Source organism: Aeromonas sp. 602396 (assembly GCF_049173735.1).
GTDB classification, from domain to species: Bacteria; Pseudomonadota; Gammaproteobacteria; order Enterobacterales; family Aeromonadaceae; genus Aeromonas; species Aeromonas veronii_A.
Window position 1 is genome coordinate 645,331 of the sequence record NZ_JAAKSD010000001.1, and the last position, 15,843, is coordinate 661,173.

The 15,843-nt window shown below is 58.4% G+C and carries 14 protein-coding genes; 8 read left to right on the forward strand and 6 right to left on the reverse strand.

The window, feature by feature from the left end:
• Positions 1-92: 92 nt before the first annotated feature.
• A complete protein-coding gene (argA, locus tag G5229_RS02800) occupies positions 93-1,421 on the reverse strand; it encodes an amino-acid N-acetyltransferase (protein WP_216953805.1) in 1,329 nt (442 codons plus the stop codon).
• A 268-nt stretch (positions 1,422-1,689) separates the two neighbouring features.
• On the opposite strand from argA, the gene msrA reads away from it, so the two are divergent.
• Complete coding sequence (msrA, locus tag G5229_RS02805; RefSeq protein ID WP_421208349.1) at positions 1,690-2,322, forward strand: peptide-methionine (S)-S-oxide reductase MsrA; 633 nt, start codon at positions 1,690-1,692, stop codon at positions 2,320-2,322.
• Positions 2,323-2,583: 261 nt separating this feature from the next.
• Here msrA and G5229_RS02810 read toward each other — a convergent pair whose 3' ends face one another.
• The 3 genes from G5229_RS02810 to G5229_RS02820 are packed head-to-tail and all read right to left on the reverse strand — an operon-like array spanning position 2,584 to position 3,845.
• Positions 2,584-2,919 carry a DUF3802 family protein gene (locus tag G5229_RS02810; RefSeq protein WP_005333735.1) on the reverse strand — a complete coding sequence of 112 codons (336 nt, stop codon included), beginning with the start codon at positions 2,917-2,919 and terminating at the stop codon, positions 2,584-2,586.
• A gap of 57 nt (positions 2,920-2,976) precedes the next feature.
• Complete coding sequence (locus G5229_RS02815) at positions 2,977-3,465, reverse strand: GNAT family N-acetyltransferase (protein WP_421208351.1); 489 nt, start codon at positions 3,463-3,465, stop codon at positions 2,977-2,979.
• Positions 3,462-3,845 carry an MmcQ/YjbR family DNA-binding protein gene (locus tag G5229_RS02820; RefSeq protein ID WP_019446158.1) on the reverse strand — a complete coding sequence of 128 codons (384 nt, stop codon included), beginning with the start codon at positions 3,843-3,845 and terminating at the stop codon, positions 3,462-3,464. The genes G5229_RS02815 and G5229_RS02820 overlap by 4 nt, the downstream gene beginning before the upstream one ends.
• 118 nt (positions 3,846-3,963) lie before the next feature.
• On the opposite strand from G5229_RS02820, the gene G5229_RS02825 reads away from it, so the two are divergent.
• The 3 genes from G5229_RS02825 to G5229_RS02835 all read left to right on the forward strand — a co-directional run bounded on the left by G5229_RS02825 (position 3,964) and on the right by G5229_RS02835 (position 7,334).
• Complete coding sequence (locus G5229_RS02825) at positions 3,964-4,755, forward strand: alpha/beta fold hydrolase (protein WP_005333728.1); 792 nt, start codon at positions 3,964-3,966, stop codon at positions 4,753-4,755.
• Positions 4,756-5,006: 251 nt separating this feature from the next.
• Entirely contained in the window at positions 5,007-6,377 is a 1,371-nt protein-coding gene (locus G5229_RS02830) for a leucine-rich repeat-containing protein kinase family protein (protein WP_421208353.1), read from the forward strand.
• A 309-nt stretch (positions 6,378-6,686) separates the two neighbouring features.
• Complete coding sequence (locus G5229_RS02835; RefSeq protein WP_421208354.1) at positions 6,687-7,334, forward strand: thiopurine S-methyltransferase; 648 nt, start codon at positions 6,687-6,689, stop codon at positions 7,332-7,334.
• Positions 7,335-7,665: 331 nt separating this feature from the next.
• Here G5229_RS02835 and G5229_RS02840 read toward each other — a convergent pair whose 3' ends face one another.
• Positions 7,666-10,452 (reverse strand): insulinase family protein, encoded by a 2,787-nt coding sequence (locus tag G5229_RS02840; RefSeq protein WP_421208356.1) that lies wholly within the window; start codon positions 10,450-10,452, stop codon positions 7,666-7,668.
• Between the two features lie 162 nt (positions 10,453-10,614).
• Here G5229_RS02840 and sixA point away from each other — a divergent pair, with 162 nt between their 5' ends.
• The 3 genes from sixA to G5229_RS02855 all read left to right on the forward strand — a co-directional run bounded on the left by sixA (position 10,615) and on the right by G5229_RS02855 (position 12,504).
• Positions 10,615-11,082 carry a phosphohistidine phosphatase SixA gene (sixA, locus tag G5229_RS02845; protein ID WP_005351311.1) on the forward strand — a complete coding sequence of 156 codons (468 nt, stop codon included), beginning with the start codon at positions 10,615-10,617 and terminating at the stop codon, positions 11,080-11,082.
• Positions 11,083-11,215: 133 nt separating this feature from the next.
• Positions 11,216-11,422: a DUF1107 domain-containing protein gene (locus tag G5229_RS02850; protein WP_005336998.1), complete on the forward strand. Its 207-nt coding sequence runs from the start codon at positions 11,216-11,218 to the stop codon at positions 11,420-11,422.
• Positions 11,423-11,586: 164 nt separating this feature from the next.
• Complete coding sequence (locus G5229_RS02855) at positions 11,587-12,504, forward strand: DMT family transporter (RefSeq protein WP_421208358.1); 918 nt, start codon at positions 11,587-11,589, stop codon at positions 12,502-12,504.
• Positions 12,505-12,608: 104 nt separating this feature from the next.
• Here the strand turns inward: G5229_RS02855 and G5229_RS02860 are convergent, their stop codons facing one another.
• Positions 12,609-14,225 carry a peptide ABC transporter substrate-binding protein gene (locus tag G5229_RS02860; protein ID WP_421208360.1) on the reverse strand — a complete coding sequence of 539 codons (1,617 nt, stop codon included), beginning with the start codon at positions 14,223-14,225 and terminating at the stop codon, positions 12,609-12,611.
• Positions 14,226-14,607: 382 nt separating this feature from the next.
• Between G5229_RS02860 and fbp the strand changes: the two genes are divergently transcribed.
• Positions 14,608-15,642 carry a class 1 fructose-bisphosphatase gene (gene fbp, locus G5229_RS02865; protein WP_005336993.1) on the forward strand — a complete coding sequence of 345 codons (1,035 nt, stop codon included), beginning with the start codon at positions 14,608-14,610 and terminating at the stop codon, positions 15,640-15,642.
• The last annotated feature ends 201 nt before the right edge of the window (positions 15,643-15,843 follow it).

The window sequence follows — 15,843 nt, forward strand, 5'->3', positions numbered from 1 at the left end:
TGCATTTAGAAATACCCTGCGTTGGATTGCACTGTCAATCGAGTTTGTGAAAAAGTTCAAATTGTCGGCTAACTCAAAGCAGAATCAATAACTTAGGCAATGGTCTTTGACAAAACCTTGGAACGACGCTGCCAATTGTAGAGACGCTGACGCGCCACCGGCAGATCTTCCACTTCCAGCGGATCAAAGCCCCGCTCCCGGAACCAGTGGATGGAGCGGGTGGTGAGCACGAACAGGCGGCGAATGCCGAGCCGCTTGGCCCGCTCGGCCACCTTGGCCACCAGCTGATCCCCCCGGTTGGAGTTGCGATAGTCGGGGTGGATGGCGACGCAGGCCATCTCCGCCATCGCCTCTTCCATAAAGCAGTAGAGGGCCGCGCAGCCGATGATCAGGCCATCGCGTTCTATGATGGTGAACTTGTCGATCTCCATCTCCAGCTGCTCGCGCGAGCGGCGTACCAGAATCCCTTCCTCCTCCAGCGGGCGAATAAGATCCAGAATGCCACCGATATCTTCGATGGTGGCGGCGCGGGCCTGCTCGGCACTTTCCCGCACTATCTGGGTGCCGAGGCCGTCGCGGCTGAACAGCTCCTGCAGCATGGCGCCATCATCCTGATAGCTCACCAGATGGGAGCGGGGCACGCCGCCACGGCAGGAGGCGATCGCTGCGCGCAGATAGCGGGCGGTGCCGGACATCTCTTCTCCCGCCTGCTCCAGCTCAATCAGCAGCTCTTCGGCCTGCTCGGGGAAGAGCTCTGAGATGGCTTCGCCGCGCCTGTCCATTACCCCCTGGGTGCTGCTAAAGCAGATGAGCTTGTCCGCCTTGAGGTCGACCGCCACCCGGCGGGCCACCTCTTCGGAGCTCAGGTTAAAGCTCTCGCCGGTGACCGAGCAGCCGATGGGGGAGATGAGCACCAGACTCTTCTGATCGAGCTGGCGGGTGATCCCCTCCACGTCGATGCGGCGCACTCGGCCGCTATGGCAAAAGTCGATGCCATCATCCACCCCCAGCGGCTGGGCGGTGACGAAGTTGCCGCTCACCACGCTGATCCGCGCCCCCTGCATGGGGGTGTTGGCGAGCCCCATGGAGAGCTGGGCTGTGATGTCGTATTGCAGGCCGCCACACACTTGTTTGATGATGGTGAAACTCTCGTCATCGGTGACCCGGATCCGCTTGTGATACTGGGCCTCGATACCGGCGCGGGCCAGCGCTTCATCGTTTTGCGGACGTGAACCAAACACCAGTACCAGGCGTATGCCCAGTGTCTGCAGCAGGGCGATATCGCTGACGATATTGGCGAAGTTGGGGTGGCAGATGGCTTCTCCCCCCATCATCAGCACAAAGGTGGCACCCCGATGCACATTGACATAGGGGGTGGATTGCCGGAAGGCATTGACCAGACTGGGTTCGCGTTCACGCACTTGATATTTCTTCCATAAAAAAACAGCAATTTGCTCAATATATGAAAATTAATTCACAAATCAAGACTAAATATTGGTTTTGGCTGTTTCTGGTCTACGAGGGGCGGCTTGGCAGTGCGGATCGGGAAAGGGTGACGGACGGTGCAGATGGCCGCCGGGGCGAGCGGGGAGGGGCCCGCCGGTTGATCCGGCGCGATAAACTGCTATCTTCGATGCTCCTTTTCGTCAGCTGTGTGATTTCACAGGGTTTTATACAAGGACAGAATTCATGGAACAGATTATTTCACCGGCAGATGCCCTGCCGGGACGACGCGAAGCGATGGTGATTGGTCAGCAGCATGCGGTGAATGGCAACCCGACCAAGGGGCCCTGGCCCGAGAACATGGAGATCGCCTGGTTTGGCATGGGTTGCTTCTGGGGCGTCGAGCGCCTGTTCTGGCAGCAGCCGGGCGTCTACTCCACCGCGGCAGGTTATCAGGGCGGCGTGACCCAGAATCCCACCTACAAAGAGGTGTGCAGCGGCCTGACCGGTCATGCCGAGACGGTGCAGGTGGTGTTTGATCCGGCGGTGATCAGCTACGGCGATCTGCTCAGACTGTTCTGGGAGCAGCACGATCCGGCGCAGGGGATGCGTCAGGGCGGGGACATTGGTACCCAGTATCGCTCGGTGATCTTCTATGGCGATGAGAGCCAGCAGATCATTGCCCAGCAGAGCATGGCGGCCTATCAGCAGGCGATGGCGGCAAGCGGCGACAGTCGTGCCATTACCACCCGCATTCTGCCGCTGGCGCCCTTCTACTACGCCGAGGATTACCATCAGCAATATCTGGAGAAAAATCCGGATGGCTACTGCGGATTGGGTGGCATTGGAGTCTGTTTGCCGCCAAGCCTGAACCGCTGAACAGGTTTGTAGTCGATTTCTTAATAAAAGTGAAAATAAATGGTCGGAGGAGGGAACTTATTGCGACCAGTCGGGACTAACTAGGTAGCGTCCAGGGATCGGATGCAAAGTCCAGACACATTTCTTGCCTTGATAACCGCCTGATGAATGAACGCACTGGCGGGTTGAAAATGATAGCAAGCAGGGCTGCCCACCAAGGCGGCCCTTTTCCTTATCTGCTGCTTTGAAATCTTGCGATGGGCGGGAGAGCCGGACGGCAGATCAGCCGATGGCGCTGTCGAACAGGTTCTTGATGAGATCGATAAACTCGATGAGGAAGGTTTTCTGTTCCGGGGTCGGGGCGCGCAGCCAGACGGCAGAGAGCACCTCTTCCAGGTCGGCGACCACGGCGTCGGCCTCCTGCATGATGGCAAAACGCACCTTGGGATCGAGTTGGGGGTTTTGCTCGCAAATGGCCATCAGGTTGCTGGCAACACGGCCACTGACCAGATCTTCGATGGTCTCTTCACCATCGTTCTGCTGCTGTGATTCAAACAATCCCAAACTCTCCACCAGATACTCGATCAGCGAGATATAGCCTTCACTTTCTACCACCATGGTTGCTGCCTCAATACAGTAACAATACGAAAATTAAGCGTATTTTAGTGGCTTGCCCTAGCTTGGCAAGCAGCAGTGCAGGCGATGGCGAGTAAAACTGACTCCGCCCCGCTCCACGCACTCCAGCCCGGTCAACGTAAAGCCATGTCGTAAAAATAGCTCATAACTGAAGGCGCTGGCCTCGGTGGTGATGAGCGTCAGACCGAGCCCTCGGGCCCCCGCGAGCGCCGTGGTGAGCAGCAGATTGCCCAGTCCCTGGCGCTGATGGTCGGCGCTCACATAGAGCAGACTGAGGTGGCCATCGGGGCTCAGGGTGACAAACCCGAAGGGCACATTTGCCTGCTCCGCCACCCAGCCGTGGTGCTCGCGCAGCTGGCTGACAAAGCCCGGATGTTGTGAACCGAGGGCCCACTGCTCCACCTGCTCGGCGCTGTAGTGCTCGGGGCCGCTGTGTCGCACCGCCTGCTCAAACAGGGTTACGAGAGCGGGGATATGTGCCTCGCCAAGGGGGACAATACAAAGTGCTGGATTAAGTGCTGGCGTCATAAGGTTGGGCCGTCAGTAGGGGGGAGGGGGCGCGGCGCCTGTGGCCGTTTGGCTTTGGGCAGGCCCGCGACAACCCGCTCATAGGAGTGGTGCACCCAGCCCTGCCACAGATCATCTGGCAAGGTGCTGTTCAGGGTCACTGTGTTCCAGTGTTGCTTGTTCATATGCCAACCCGGTTTGACTTCGGGGTGGATCTCGCGCAGCAGCAACGCCAGCTCGGGCTCGCACTTAAGGTTGATGGTGAGCGGCTCGGCCTGCCAATCCACCAGCGCGAACATCTTGCCCGCGATGCGGTAGACCAGGATCTCCGGGCCAAACGGGGTATCTTCGGTGGCGCCCGGCAGGGTCAGCAGAAAGTGGCGCAAACGGGTCAAATCCATGGTGGGTTCTCGCGCAAGGGGTGATCCGGGTCATGTCAGGCGCATATCTATCGGCGGGGCTGTTCTGTTAATATGCGCGCAGCCGAGTATACCCCCCATCACCAAGGGAGCCTATTGGATGTTGTATCACAAGACTTTCGAACTGGGTCCCGAGCGGGATTGGGTGGTGTTTGTCCACGGTGCCGGTGGCAGCTCCTCCATCTGGTTCAAGCAGCTGCGCGCCTATCGCGAACACTTCAACGTGCTGCTGCTGGACTTGCGCGGCCACGGCCAGTCCCACCAGCTGCAACAGGTGGTCAAGGGCCACTACAGCTTTCGGGAAGTGACCGAGGATATCGTTCGGCTGCTCGATCATCTCGATATCCGCCGCGCCCACTTTGTCGGCATCTCCCTTGGCACCATCCTTATTCGCCATCTGGCCGAGCTCTGCCCGGAGCGGGTGAAAAGCATGGTGCTGGGAGGCGCCATTCTGCGGCTCGATATCCGCTCGCGGGTGCTGGTGCAGCTGGGCCGACTCGGCCAGCACTTCCTGCCCTATATGTGGCTCTACCGGCTGTTTGCCTTCATCATCATGCCGCGCCAGCACCATCAGGAGTCGCGCAACCTCTTTGTGCGCGAGGCCCGCAAGCTCTGCCAGAAGGAATTCAAACGCTGGTTCCGCCTCGCCACCGAGGTCAACCCGCTGATGCGCTACTTCCGTGAACGCTCCCTGCCCATTCCCACTCTTTATGTGATGGGGGAGGAGGATCATATGTTTCTGGCGCCAGTGCGCGAACAGGTGGCCCGCGATGCCAGCTCCTCGCTGGCGGTTATTGAACAGTGCGGCCATGTCTGCAATGTGGAGCAGCCGGAGCAGTTTAATCGCCGTACGCTGGCATTTATTCAATCGCTAGGGGGCGGACGGAAATAAGGATTCATTACGCTGTGCATTCAGGTCATGCTACAGCGGCATTGCAAGCTGGCCGCGAGCAAAGCGCTGCCAACGTGCAATAGATGCCGCTGTCTTGGCGATCGTATAAGCCGCATACTTTCAAGCTACAAGAGGTGATCTGCCCCCCTGATTCTTTATAATGCCCCCCTTTAAAACCGCCGGACCCCGGTTCGGCGCGCGCTGATGGCTGGCTACGTCATCAGGCAGATTATCAGGATTGAGAAACGGTTATGCATACTCTGGAACAGCTGCGTGCGGGTGAACTGTGCGGTGCCCGCCATCTGAAGCTTTGTGAAAACCTGACGGAGTTCCCCACCGAGATTTTGAGCCTGAAAGAGACGCTGGAGGTGCTGGATTTGACCGGCAACCAGCTAAGCACGCTCCCCGACGAGCTGGCCGAGTTTGGCAAACTGCGCATTATCTTCTGCTCCGAGAACCGCTTTACCGAGCTGCCCGAGGTGCTGGGGCGTTGCCCGGCGCTCACCATGCTGGGCTTTAAGGCCAACCGGATTGCTACCGTCTCGGCCAAGGCGCTGCCCGCCGGTTTGCGCTGGCTGATCCTGACCGACAACGCAGTGGAACAGTTGCCTGATGAGCTGGGCCAGTGCGACGCCCTGCAAAAGCTGATGCTGGCGGGCAACAGCCTGCGCGAGCTGCCGGCCAGCCTTGCCAACTGCCGCAAGCTGGAGCTGCTGCGCATCGCCGCCAACCGCATCGAACGCTTCCCCGAGTGGCTGCTCTCGCTGCCGCGCCTTTCCTGGCTTGCCTACTCAGGCAACCCCTTTAGCGAAGGGGAGGAGGCGCGGGCCATCGATGATGCCCATGTCGCGCCCATTGCCTGGGAGACGCTGGCGCTGGGCGAGTTGCTGGGGCAGGGAGCATCTGGCGTTATCCATCGCGCCACCCTTGTGGGTAATACTGCTGATGAAGTGACTCAGGCGAGCGATAGAGGCGATGATAGTCAGGTGGCGGTCAAGCTGTTCAAGGGGGCGGTGACCAGTGACGGGCTGCCCCGCTGCGAGATGGCGGCGTCGCTGGCGGCGGGCACTCATCCCAACCTTATCAAGGTGATAGGCAAGGTGGCGGATCACCCCTCCGGCATTCCGGCGCTGGTGATGGAGCTGATCGACCCGGCCTTTGCCAATCTGGCCGGGCCGCCGAGCCTAGACTCCTGCACCCGGGATGTCTATCCAGAGGAGCTGCATCTGAGTGTGCCGGATGCGCTGGCGATGGCCCACGGCATTGCCTCGGTAGCGGGCCATCTGCACCGCGCGGGCATCATGCACGGGGACCTCTACGGCCACAATATTCTGTTTGCCCGTGGGTTTGACGCCCCGGCTCGCGCTCTGCTGGGGGATTTTGGTGCGGCTTCCTTATATGAGCGCAGCGACCGCGAGCGGGCCGTAGGACTTGAGCGTTTGGAAGTGCGTGCCTTTGGTTGCCTGCTTGAAGAGTTGTTGGCCCATTGCGATACGCAAGACTCACCGATTGATGGGGTGCATCAGCTCAAAGCGGCCTGCCTCTCGGAACTCCCCGCCGATCGTCCCGATTTTGCTTATATCGAGCGCCAGCTGGCGGCCGCTCGCGCCACGCTGTCGTGATCTTTCTGGCGTTGGCGGGCACGTTTTGGCCTGCCAACGTCATTCCTTTCATTCCTTTCATTCCTTTCATTCCTTTCATTCCTTCATCGCCATACACCCATGACGTTTTTGCATGGGTTGGTATGTCTTGTCCGTCATAAACGCAGCCAATAGCGCCCATTGCGACAGCGAGGCGCAGGGCATGGGGACGTCCCGTCATTCGCCCGATAACACGCAGAGGCTGCGCGGCAAAAAGGGGAGGGGAGAGGGTTGCGCGGTGCCGGTTAAGTTGTGATATTGAGGCATCTTTAGTACAGAAGGGTAATAACGATGGAAGCTGCGTTTTGGCATCAACGTTGGGAAGAGAACCGGATTGGCTTTCATCAGGCGGACTTAAACCACTGGCTGCAATCCTGGTGGTCGGCCCAGCAAGCGGACGAGCCGGTGCTGGTTCCCCTGTGCGGCAAGTCCCGCGACATGCTCTGGCTGAGCGCTCAGGGCCATCCGGTCGACGGTTTCGAGCTATCGAGCCTTGCCGTCAGCCAGTTCTTCAGTGAAAACCAGCTCGCCGCTACCGTCAGCGAAGTGGGCCCTTATCAGTGCCATCAAGTGGACAGCCTGCGCATTTTTCAGGGGGATTTTTTCGCCGCCCCCAGTCTGGGTCGCCGTTACCGGCTGGTCTATGACCGTGCGGCGCTGATCGCCCTGCCGACCGCGATGCGCCGCCAGTATGCGGCCCTGATCAGTGCGCTGGTCGAGACCGGTGGCCAGATCTTGCTGGTGACCCTTGAATATCAGCCGGAGCAGCAGAGTCAGCCCCCCTTCTCGGTGGGTGAGATGGAGGTGCGAGCCCTGTTCGAACGGGACTTTCGTATCGAGGTGCTGGGGCGCGCCGCCGAAGTGGATCACCCGCGGGTGCTGTCGGGTCAGCTCTCCTACTTCGATGAGGTAGCCTACCGGCTGGTTCGCCGTGGCTAACGGGCAGCTAACGGGCGGCCAAAGGGTGATCTGCGCCGACAAATCATCGAGCTGCAAGTTCTTCGCTACCTCCTTTGACGTAGATCAACGTGACTGACGGGGGGAGTGCCTAATATGAGGCTGTTTCTCAATCACTGTTGGCATTGCAAAGCGAGTATCGGGTCTTTCCCGCTTGCTGATCAGCAACTCAGTGTCTGATTTTCACGCTCATGTTCACTTTTGGCGGCTTTGGTCGCAATTGTTATGGTTTTTCCAGCCGACCCTGATGGGTCGGCTTTTTATTGCCTGCGATTTACCGCGGGCAGGAGAAATGGAGGATATCGAGGCCTGATCAGGCCTCGAAGGTGGCGGCATTGAGCCGAAATGCCCGTGGATCGTCGATAAACTGGCCGGTGATCCGCTCGTCATGTTCGTGCCCCTGACCATAGCTGCAGAGGATCAGCCGATCGGAGGTGCGCGAACGCAATTGGGTGATAAAGCGCACCAGGTCGGCGCGACTCAACTTGCCCACCTCGTCGCAGACCCGTTCCCGCTGATCAAACCCCAGATCCTTGTTGCCGATGCTGACCCACAGCCGCTGGCCGCGACTGCGCAGGTTGGCATCCCGCTCGCTCAACTGGGCTTGCAGCCCCGCCTTGCTCTCTTGCCACTGCTGCTCGGTGAATTCGAGCATGGCGAGCGGGAAGAGGTCGATAAACTCCTCCACCGCATCGAGCAGGATCTGCGGCCCCGCCACCGGCGACTGGATATAGAAGATCAGGCCCGGATGGCGATTGAGGGGCAGGTTGCCGGCGCCCACCACATACCCCAGTTGCTGGCGGGTGCGCAGCTCGTGGAAGAAGGTGGAGGACATGATGTGGTTCGCCAGGGTGAAGCAGGCGAGATCCCGCGCCCGGGTGGTGCGGGACTGGTAGTAGACCAGCAGTGCCGAGTCTTCGTGATCGCAACCCTGTTCGCGAATAAGGGTGCCCCTGTCCTGAATGGAGATGAGCGGGCGGCGGGTCTCGCCGCTCGGCTTGCTGCTGGTGCCATTGATATCGCTCAGGTGGCGCTCCATCAAGGCGGCCAGCTCCAGCGCTTCGGCGGCAGTCCAGTCGCCATGCACCAGCGCCTCGACATGCACCTCGCCAAACAGCTGGGTCACGAAGCCGGGCATCTCCTCCAGCTCGACGGTGCGCAGGTGGCGCAGCAACTGCTCGAACGGCGGGTTGTTCGGTTGTAACAGGCTGGTGAGCTGGTTAAAGAGCTGGGAGATGGGGCGAGCTTTGGACTGGTTGTCCCAGTTGCGAATGAGCTGCTCTTTGATCTCGGCGAAGCGACCCGGATCCGGATACCCCAGGGTGCGGTTGCCGAGGATCATGTCGAGCAACAGCGGCTGCTTGTCGGCAAAACCGCTCAGGTTGATGGTAAAGCCCCCCTGATGGGCATAGATCTGGTAGCCCAGCCCCGCCAGCTCCGCCGGATAGGTGAGGGCGTTGAGGTGGTCAGCCAACAGCTCCACGGCGAGGCGCGCCATGGCGATATTGCGCGGATTTTTGACCGCATGTTCGCTGTCGATGGAGATGTAGAGATTGCCCTTGGGCACGCTGAACAGGTGCTCATGGAGGTGCCAGAGGCGAAAACCGGGGCGATCGATAAGGCAGGCGGGCATGTCGGCCGTAAGCTCTGGCGTGCGCGGATCGAGTCTGCTGCTGATAAAGGGGTTGGGCTTGGGCAGCGCCAGCTCCGGATCCGGTTCGCTCTGCTGCCAGCGAATTTTCTCGGCCTCGGTAATGGTCGTCACGCTGTAAGGAGTCTGATACCAGCGGGCCAGTCGATCGGTCGCCACTTCCGGCGCAGTGATGGTGATACGCAAATTGTGCGGGGTGAGCTTGGCGAGGAAGCGGCGGATCAGCCCCTCGTCATATTCGCGCATCATGTAGTCGCCGTAGAGCAGATCCTCTGGTTTGTAGCTAAAGAGGTTGAGCACCAGCCCCGACACCGTATCGAGGGGGCGGCCGCGCTCCTGAAAACGGAACGCCGATTCGAGTACGGTCCGTTTTTCGTCATAGCGCCAGCTCTGCAGCCCTTCGCGGCCAATTAGTTTCAGATAGCCAAACAGGGCGGCGAGGATGTCGTCCACATGCTCAAGGCCCAGAGGGGTGAGGCCGAAGTTGACGCCAAAATCCTTGAAGTTGGCGCCGCTGATGCCACCGCCCGCAGAGAGCTGGTTGACCCAGCCTTTCGCCTTGAGCAGGGAGAGCAGGCTGCCATCCCCCTCATAACCAATCAGATGGCTCAGGAAGGTGAGGGGCTTTTTGTCGTAAAACTCGTCCACATTGGGCAAGGGGAAGCTGAGCGAAAGCTTGCGGGTCTCCTTGACCGGATTGATGTGGATGCGCACGCCGAGATCATCGAGCCGGTAGAGTGGCATGGTGAGGGTCGGGGTTCCCAAATTGCGATTCAAAATGGGAGCAAAGTAGCGACAGCACCACTGCAACTGGGTATCGATGGATTCCGGCGAGATCATCACCAGCGCCATGCGATCCGCGCTGTAGTGGCTTTCGTAAAAACGGATAAGGTCGGAGCGCAGATCCCGCCCCGGCAGATCGGCCAGGGTATCGAGGTTGCCCACCGAGAACTTGGAGAAGGGGTGTGCCGGGTTGACCGTCTCTTTATGCACCTGATAGCTGCGGCGCATATCGTCCTGCAGCTTGAGGCGATACTCGGAGTCGACCGCGTTGCGCTCCTTGTCCACCCACTCCGGATCAAAGGTGGGGCAGATAAAGAACTGGGAGAAGCGATCCAGCCCCGCTTCAAAGAAGCCGTTGTCGATCTCGAAGAAGAAGTTGGTGAACTCGGTACCGGTCCAGGCGTTGTTGCTGCCGCCATGACGGCTCATAAATTGCTGGTACTCACCAGGCTTGGGGTAGGTGCAGGTGCCGAGAAACAGCATGTGCTCCAGAAAATGGGCCATTCCCTGCCGGTCAGCGGGATCGTCAAAATGGCCGGTATTGACCGCCAGTGAGGCGGCGGATTTGTCGGTGTCGGGATCACAAATCAACAAGACCCTGAGCCGGTTGGCCAGCTCCAGAAAATGGTATTGCCGATGGTCATTGGGACTGGCATATGGGCTCATTGGCGTGTGACTCACGTTGGATTTATTTGAATTTAAACATGATTATCGACCCCGCTATACCGTCAGGCAAACCCTTTTCTGAGAGGTAGCGCAATTGTTTCCACACCCGTGGCGGGGTAAGATCCCCCGGCTATCAAAACAGGCCCGTTGGGCGAGGTTGTAATGAAGATCTATATCATGCGTCATGGCCAGGCTGGCATGAATGCGAAAACAGATGAACAGCGTCCATTGACCGAGCAGGGTATTGAAGAGTCTATCCAGATGGCCCGCTGGCTGGCGCCTCAGCTGATTGGCCCGCTGGATCGGGTGATCCACAGCAACTATCTGCGGGCACGTCAGACCTGGCAAGCCATATGCAGTGAATTACCTGACGCAGCAGCCGTTGAAGAGAGTGGCGACATTACCCCTTACGGTGATCCCGCTTTCGTGGCCAGCTACCTCACCACTTTGGCGCAGCAACATGACCAGATCCTGATGGTCAGCCATCTGCCGCTGGTGGGTTATCTGGTGCAAAGCCTCTGCCCGGCCGCAGGTGCACCCATGTTCGCCACCTCGGGGATCGCCTGTATCGAGTGGCACGATGGCAAAGGAGCCTTGCTCTGGCTCGAAGGGCCGCATACAATAGGCTAAAAGTTAATAAAAAGTTATAGATTGAATTTTTTGGGAAGAGATGGGCGAGTTTTCCGGATTTTTATAAATACTTTACGGAATTAATTCGCAGAAGCTGCTGTCATACGGATACAACTGCAAGAGGTTGCAAACGATGAGAGTGTTCAAGAAGTACCTGCCACTGATGGTGGCAAAGCACGTCAAAACCTTCTTTAAAGGTCGGATTTACATCCATGGTCGGGGGCGGTTTGATTTCCAATCCGGTTTGTTGCTGATGCCGAATCCGGCGGATATTCCCCATCGCCAGACAGTCACCGAGGTCAACGAGCTGATCTCCAGACTGCACATGGATGCCGCGTGATGCGCTTCTGAACCTGTTTCTGCACTGATATGCCCGCACTTTTGCGGGCATATTTTTTTCTGGCTACTGGCGTTCACTATGTGGCTGTTCAGGCCCACACCTTTGTTTATCTTCCATCGCCCCCTATACTGGCCCGCTGTTGTCTCTTCGGTCTGGATCCTCTCATGCCCTTTGCCTTTCTGTTTCCTTTCTCCTGCATTGCCATCTGGGCTGGCAATGGCATCGTCAGCAAACTGGCGGTTGGTGTGTTGTCCCCGGCAGCCTTGGCCTGGTCGCGCTGGGTGGTGGCTGCGCTGGTATTAAGCCCGTTTCTGGCCCGTCGAGTATGGCGTGCGCGTGCCCGCATTCGTGCCGGCCTTTGGCAGATCGCCATGCTGGCCTCGCTGGGCATGGTGCTTAATCAGACCTTTGGGTACTACGCCGCACAGACCATGGGGGCCACCGAGATGGGATTGATGATGGGGCTGACGCCACTGTTGACCGTGTTACTCAGCATCTGGCTGCTGCGTGAGCGGCCCACCTGGGGCGCCGTGCTGGGGGCGCTGCTCTCCATCTTTGGCTTGTCTATCTTGCTGGGGCAGGGGGATCCGACCCGACTGTTTACCCAGGGTATTCATATCGGCTCTGTCTACATGCTGCTCTCGGCGGGCACTTATGCCCTTTATAGCGTGCTGCTCAAGAAGTGGGATTTGGGGCTCGACAACTGGTCGCTGCTCTACGGTCAGGTGCTCTGCAGTGTGCTGATCCTGACCCCCTTCTTTCTGCTGGTGGATGGTCAGCTGCCAGAGGGGCGTGCGATCTGGCTGATCTTCTATGCGGGGATCCCCGCGTCGGCCCTCTGTCCCTGGCTCTGGATGCAGGGGATCACCCTGCTTGGTGCCAATCGTACCGCCATCTTTATGAATCTGCTGCCAGTGATGACGGCTGGCCTTGCCATCACCCTGCTGGGAGAGCGGCTGACCAGCTATCACCTGATCGGGGGCGGTCTGACTCTGCTGGGGGTTTTGCTGGCTCAGTTGCTGGTGCGTCCGGTGGTGATGGGTCGCCGCCGGGTAGTGCTGGCACCCTGTCCCGAAGAGTAATCTTGCGTGAAGGTGTAGAGGGGCCAAGTGGCCCGTTTGGCCGCCAATGAAAAGCGCCTGCAGCAATGCAGGCGCTTTTTTATGGTCACATCTTGCCGAGCCGGTTACTGGGCAACCAGATAGAGCTCCTTGCTGTAGACCACATCCTGCGGGTTAAGGTGGGGATAGCCTTTCACGAAAGGCTTGAGCAACCTGGATTTGACCGAGAAATAGATGGGGGCGATGGGGGCATCCGCATCAATGAGAGCCTCTGCCTGCTGATACAGGGCATTGCGTTCAGCGGGATCCAGCGAGTCGTGGGCCTTGGCCAGCAGGGCGTCGTACTCCTTGTTGAACCACTTGCCGCTGTTGGCGCTGCTGCTGGAGGTCATGATGTCGAGAAAGGTGGAGGCGTCGTTATAATCCCCGTTCCAGCCATAGCGGCTAACCCCGAAATCCCCCTCGTTCAGCGCCGAGACCATGGTCTTCCACTCCATGTTGTTGAGGGTGGCAGTGACCCCTAGGTTGTGTTTCCACATGGAGGAGACGGCCAGCGCAATCTTTTTGTGGCTCTCGTTGGTGTTGTAGAGAATGTCCACTGTGAGTGGCTTGTCCGGACCATAACCCGCTTCGGCCAACAGGGCTTTGGCTTGCTTGATCCGCTCCTCTTTGCTCTGCAGCTGGCTGGCCGGTTTTTTCAATTCAAAACCGTCCACAATGGGGGGCGTGAAGCTATATGCGGCAATTTGTCCCTGCCCCAGGATCTTGTCGGTGATAGTCTCCCGGTCGATGGCGAGCGAGAGCGCCTTGCGTACTTTCGGGTCATCGAACGGTTTGCGCTGGGTATTGAAGACATAGTAATAGCTGGCCAGCGTGGGGACGCTGACCAGTTCTTCCGGGCTCTTGCTCTTGAGCTGTTTGTATTGCTCCAGCGGATAAGTGGTGTAGTGCAGTTCACCGGTGCGATAGCGGTTGTAGGCGGCGGTTTCCGAGACGATCTCCAGATAGATCACCTTGTTCAGGACGGTGTGCTGGTTGTTCCAGTAGTGGGCATTGCGCTCGGCGCTCAGCCGCTCGTTGGGGGTCCACTCCTTGAGTACAAAGGCGCCGTTGGAGACGATATTGCCCGGTTTGACCCAATCCTTGCCGAATTTTTCAATGGTGGCCTTGGGGGCCGGGAATGTGGTGTAGTGGGCCAGCGTTTTTAGGAAGAAGGGAACCGGATTTTTCAGGGTGACCTGCAGGGTGTGGTCATCGAGCGCCTTGATCCCGAGCTCTGACGGGCTCTTCTTGCCCTGGGTCACCTCGCTTGCATTGACCACACCGGTCAACTCGATAAACCAGGCGTAGTTGGAGGCAGTCTTGGGATCGGCCGCCCGTTGCCAGCCGTAGACATAATCGGCGGCGGTGACCGGTTCACCGTTTGACCACTTGGCCTCGGGCCTCAGTTTGAAGGTGTAGACGGTACCTGTCTTGTCGACCTCGTAGCTGATGGCACCTGCTGGCTTGATCTTGCCGGTATTATCCAGCTCGTAGAGCCCTTCAAACAGATCGTTGACGATGGCACTACCGGCGGTCTCTTCTACCAGCTGGGGGTCGATGGTGGTAGGTTCGGTGCCGATATTGGTCACGTAGATTTGTTGGGCATCCGGCAGCAGCTTGGTACCGGCAGGCACCTGGGCAGCCCAGGCGGGAAGGGCAAACAGTCCGGCTACCATGCCGGCAATGAGAGTCTTGTTCATTGATAATCCTTGAGTTTTATTTGCTTCCAAAGCGAAATCAGTGTGCTGGATTGGCGATCGGATCTCAAGAGGCAATGGTTGAGGGAACGGCAGGCCCATCAGACTCCATTTTTAATGGCTCAAGGCCAGTCAGCTCATGGCTTGTCGCAGGTTATTGCCACGAATTAAGGGTCCGAAAGTTATCGATTGAAACCGAATGAAACGCGTCTTTTACCATAACGTGAGGCGAAATAGCTTATTTAATAGGCCGCTTAATTCGCTGCAAAAACAAAAAACAGACGTTACATTAGGTTACAAATCAAGGCCGCCGGTGATCGGCATTTTTTTTGCCGACGCCTGCAAACGTTTTCAATGCCAACGGATGCGATCTAAAGGAACAAAAATGCGAAACATGATCACCATGGGTGAGTTCATCGTCAAAAAGCAGGCGGATTATCCTACCGCGACCGGCGAGCTGACCTCGTTGCTCAGCTCGATCCGCCTTGCTGCCAAGGTGGTGAACCGGGAGATCAACAAGGCGGGACTGGCGGATATCATCGGTTCCATGGGCGCTGAAAACGTACAGGGCGAGGTGCAGCAGAAGCTGGATGTTTATGCCAACGAACGCTTCAAGGCGGCGCTCGAAGCGCGCGGCGAGGTGTGCGGCATGGCCTCGGAAGAGGAAGAGGACTTCGTCGCCTTTGACTCACCGCTCTCCAAAAACTCCAAGTATGTGGTGCTGATCGACCCGCTCGATGGCTCCTCCAATATTGACGTCAACGTCTCGGTCGGGACCATCTTCTCCATCTACCGCCGTTTGAGCCCGCAGGGTTCGCCGGTGACGCTGGAGGACTTCCTCCAACCGGGCAACCGTCAGGTCGCCGCCGGTTATGTGGTCTACGGCTCCTCCACCATGCTGGTCTACACCACAGGATTTGGCGTCAACGGCTTTACCTACGACCCCTCCATCGGCTGCTTCTGCCTCTCCCACGAGAACATCCGCATTCCGGAAGAGGGCAAGATCTACTCCATCAACGAAGGCAACTACATCAAGTTTCCGGACGGGGTGAAGAAGTACCTGAAATATTGTCAGGAGCGCGACGAAGCGACCCACAGACCCTACACCTCCCGCTATATCGGCTCCCTGGTCTCTGATTTCCATCGCAACCTGCTCAAGGGTGGCATCTACATCTATCCGTCCGGCACCAACTCGCCGAACGGCAAGCTGCGCCTGCTCTATGAGTGCAACCCGATGGCGTTTCTGGTGGAGCAGGCCGGTGGCAAGGCATCCGATGGCTTTGGCCGCATCATGGATATCCAGCCCACCGCGTTGCACCAGCGTACCCCTTACTTTGTTGGCTCGACCAAGATGGTGGAGCGGGCCGAGGCCTTTATGCGCGAGTTCTCCGCCCATGAGGATCCAGCCAACCAGGGCTGATCGTCAGAGGTGTAGGTTGGTGCTGAGCGCAGCGAAGCCCAACATTTACCGATGCGATTCCCTCTCCCCAGGGATAGGGCAGGGTGAGAGGAATGGTTTTCACTGCCCCCCTCATCCCCGACCCTTCTCCCACAAGGGGAGAAGGGAGACGCTAGTAGCCAGCCAACATAAGCAAAACGGGAGCCAATTTGGCTCCCGTTT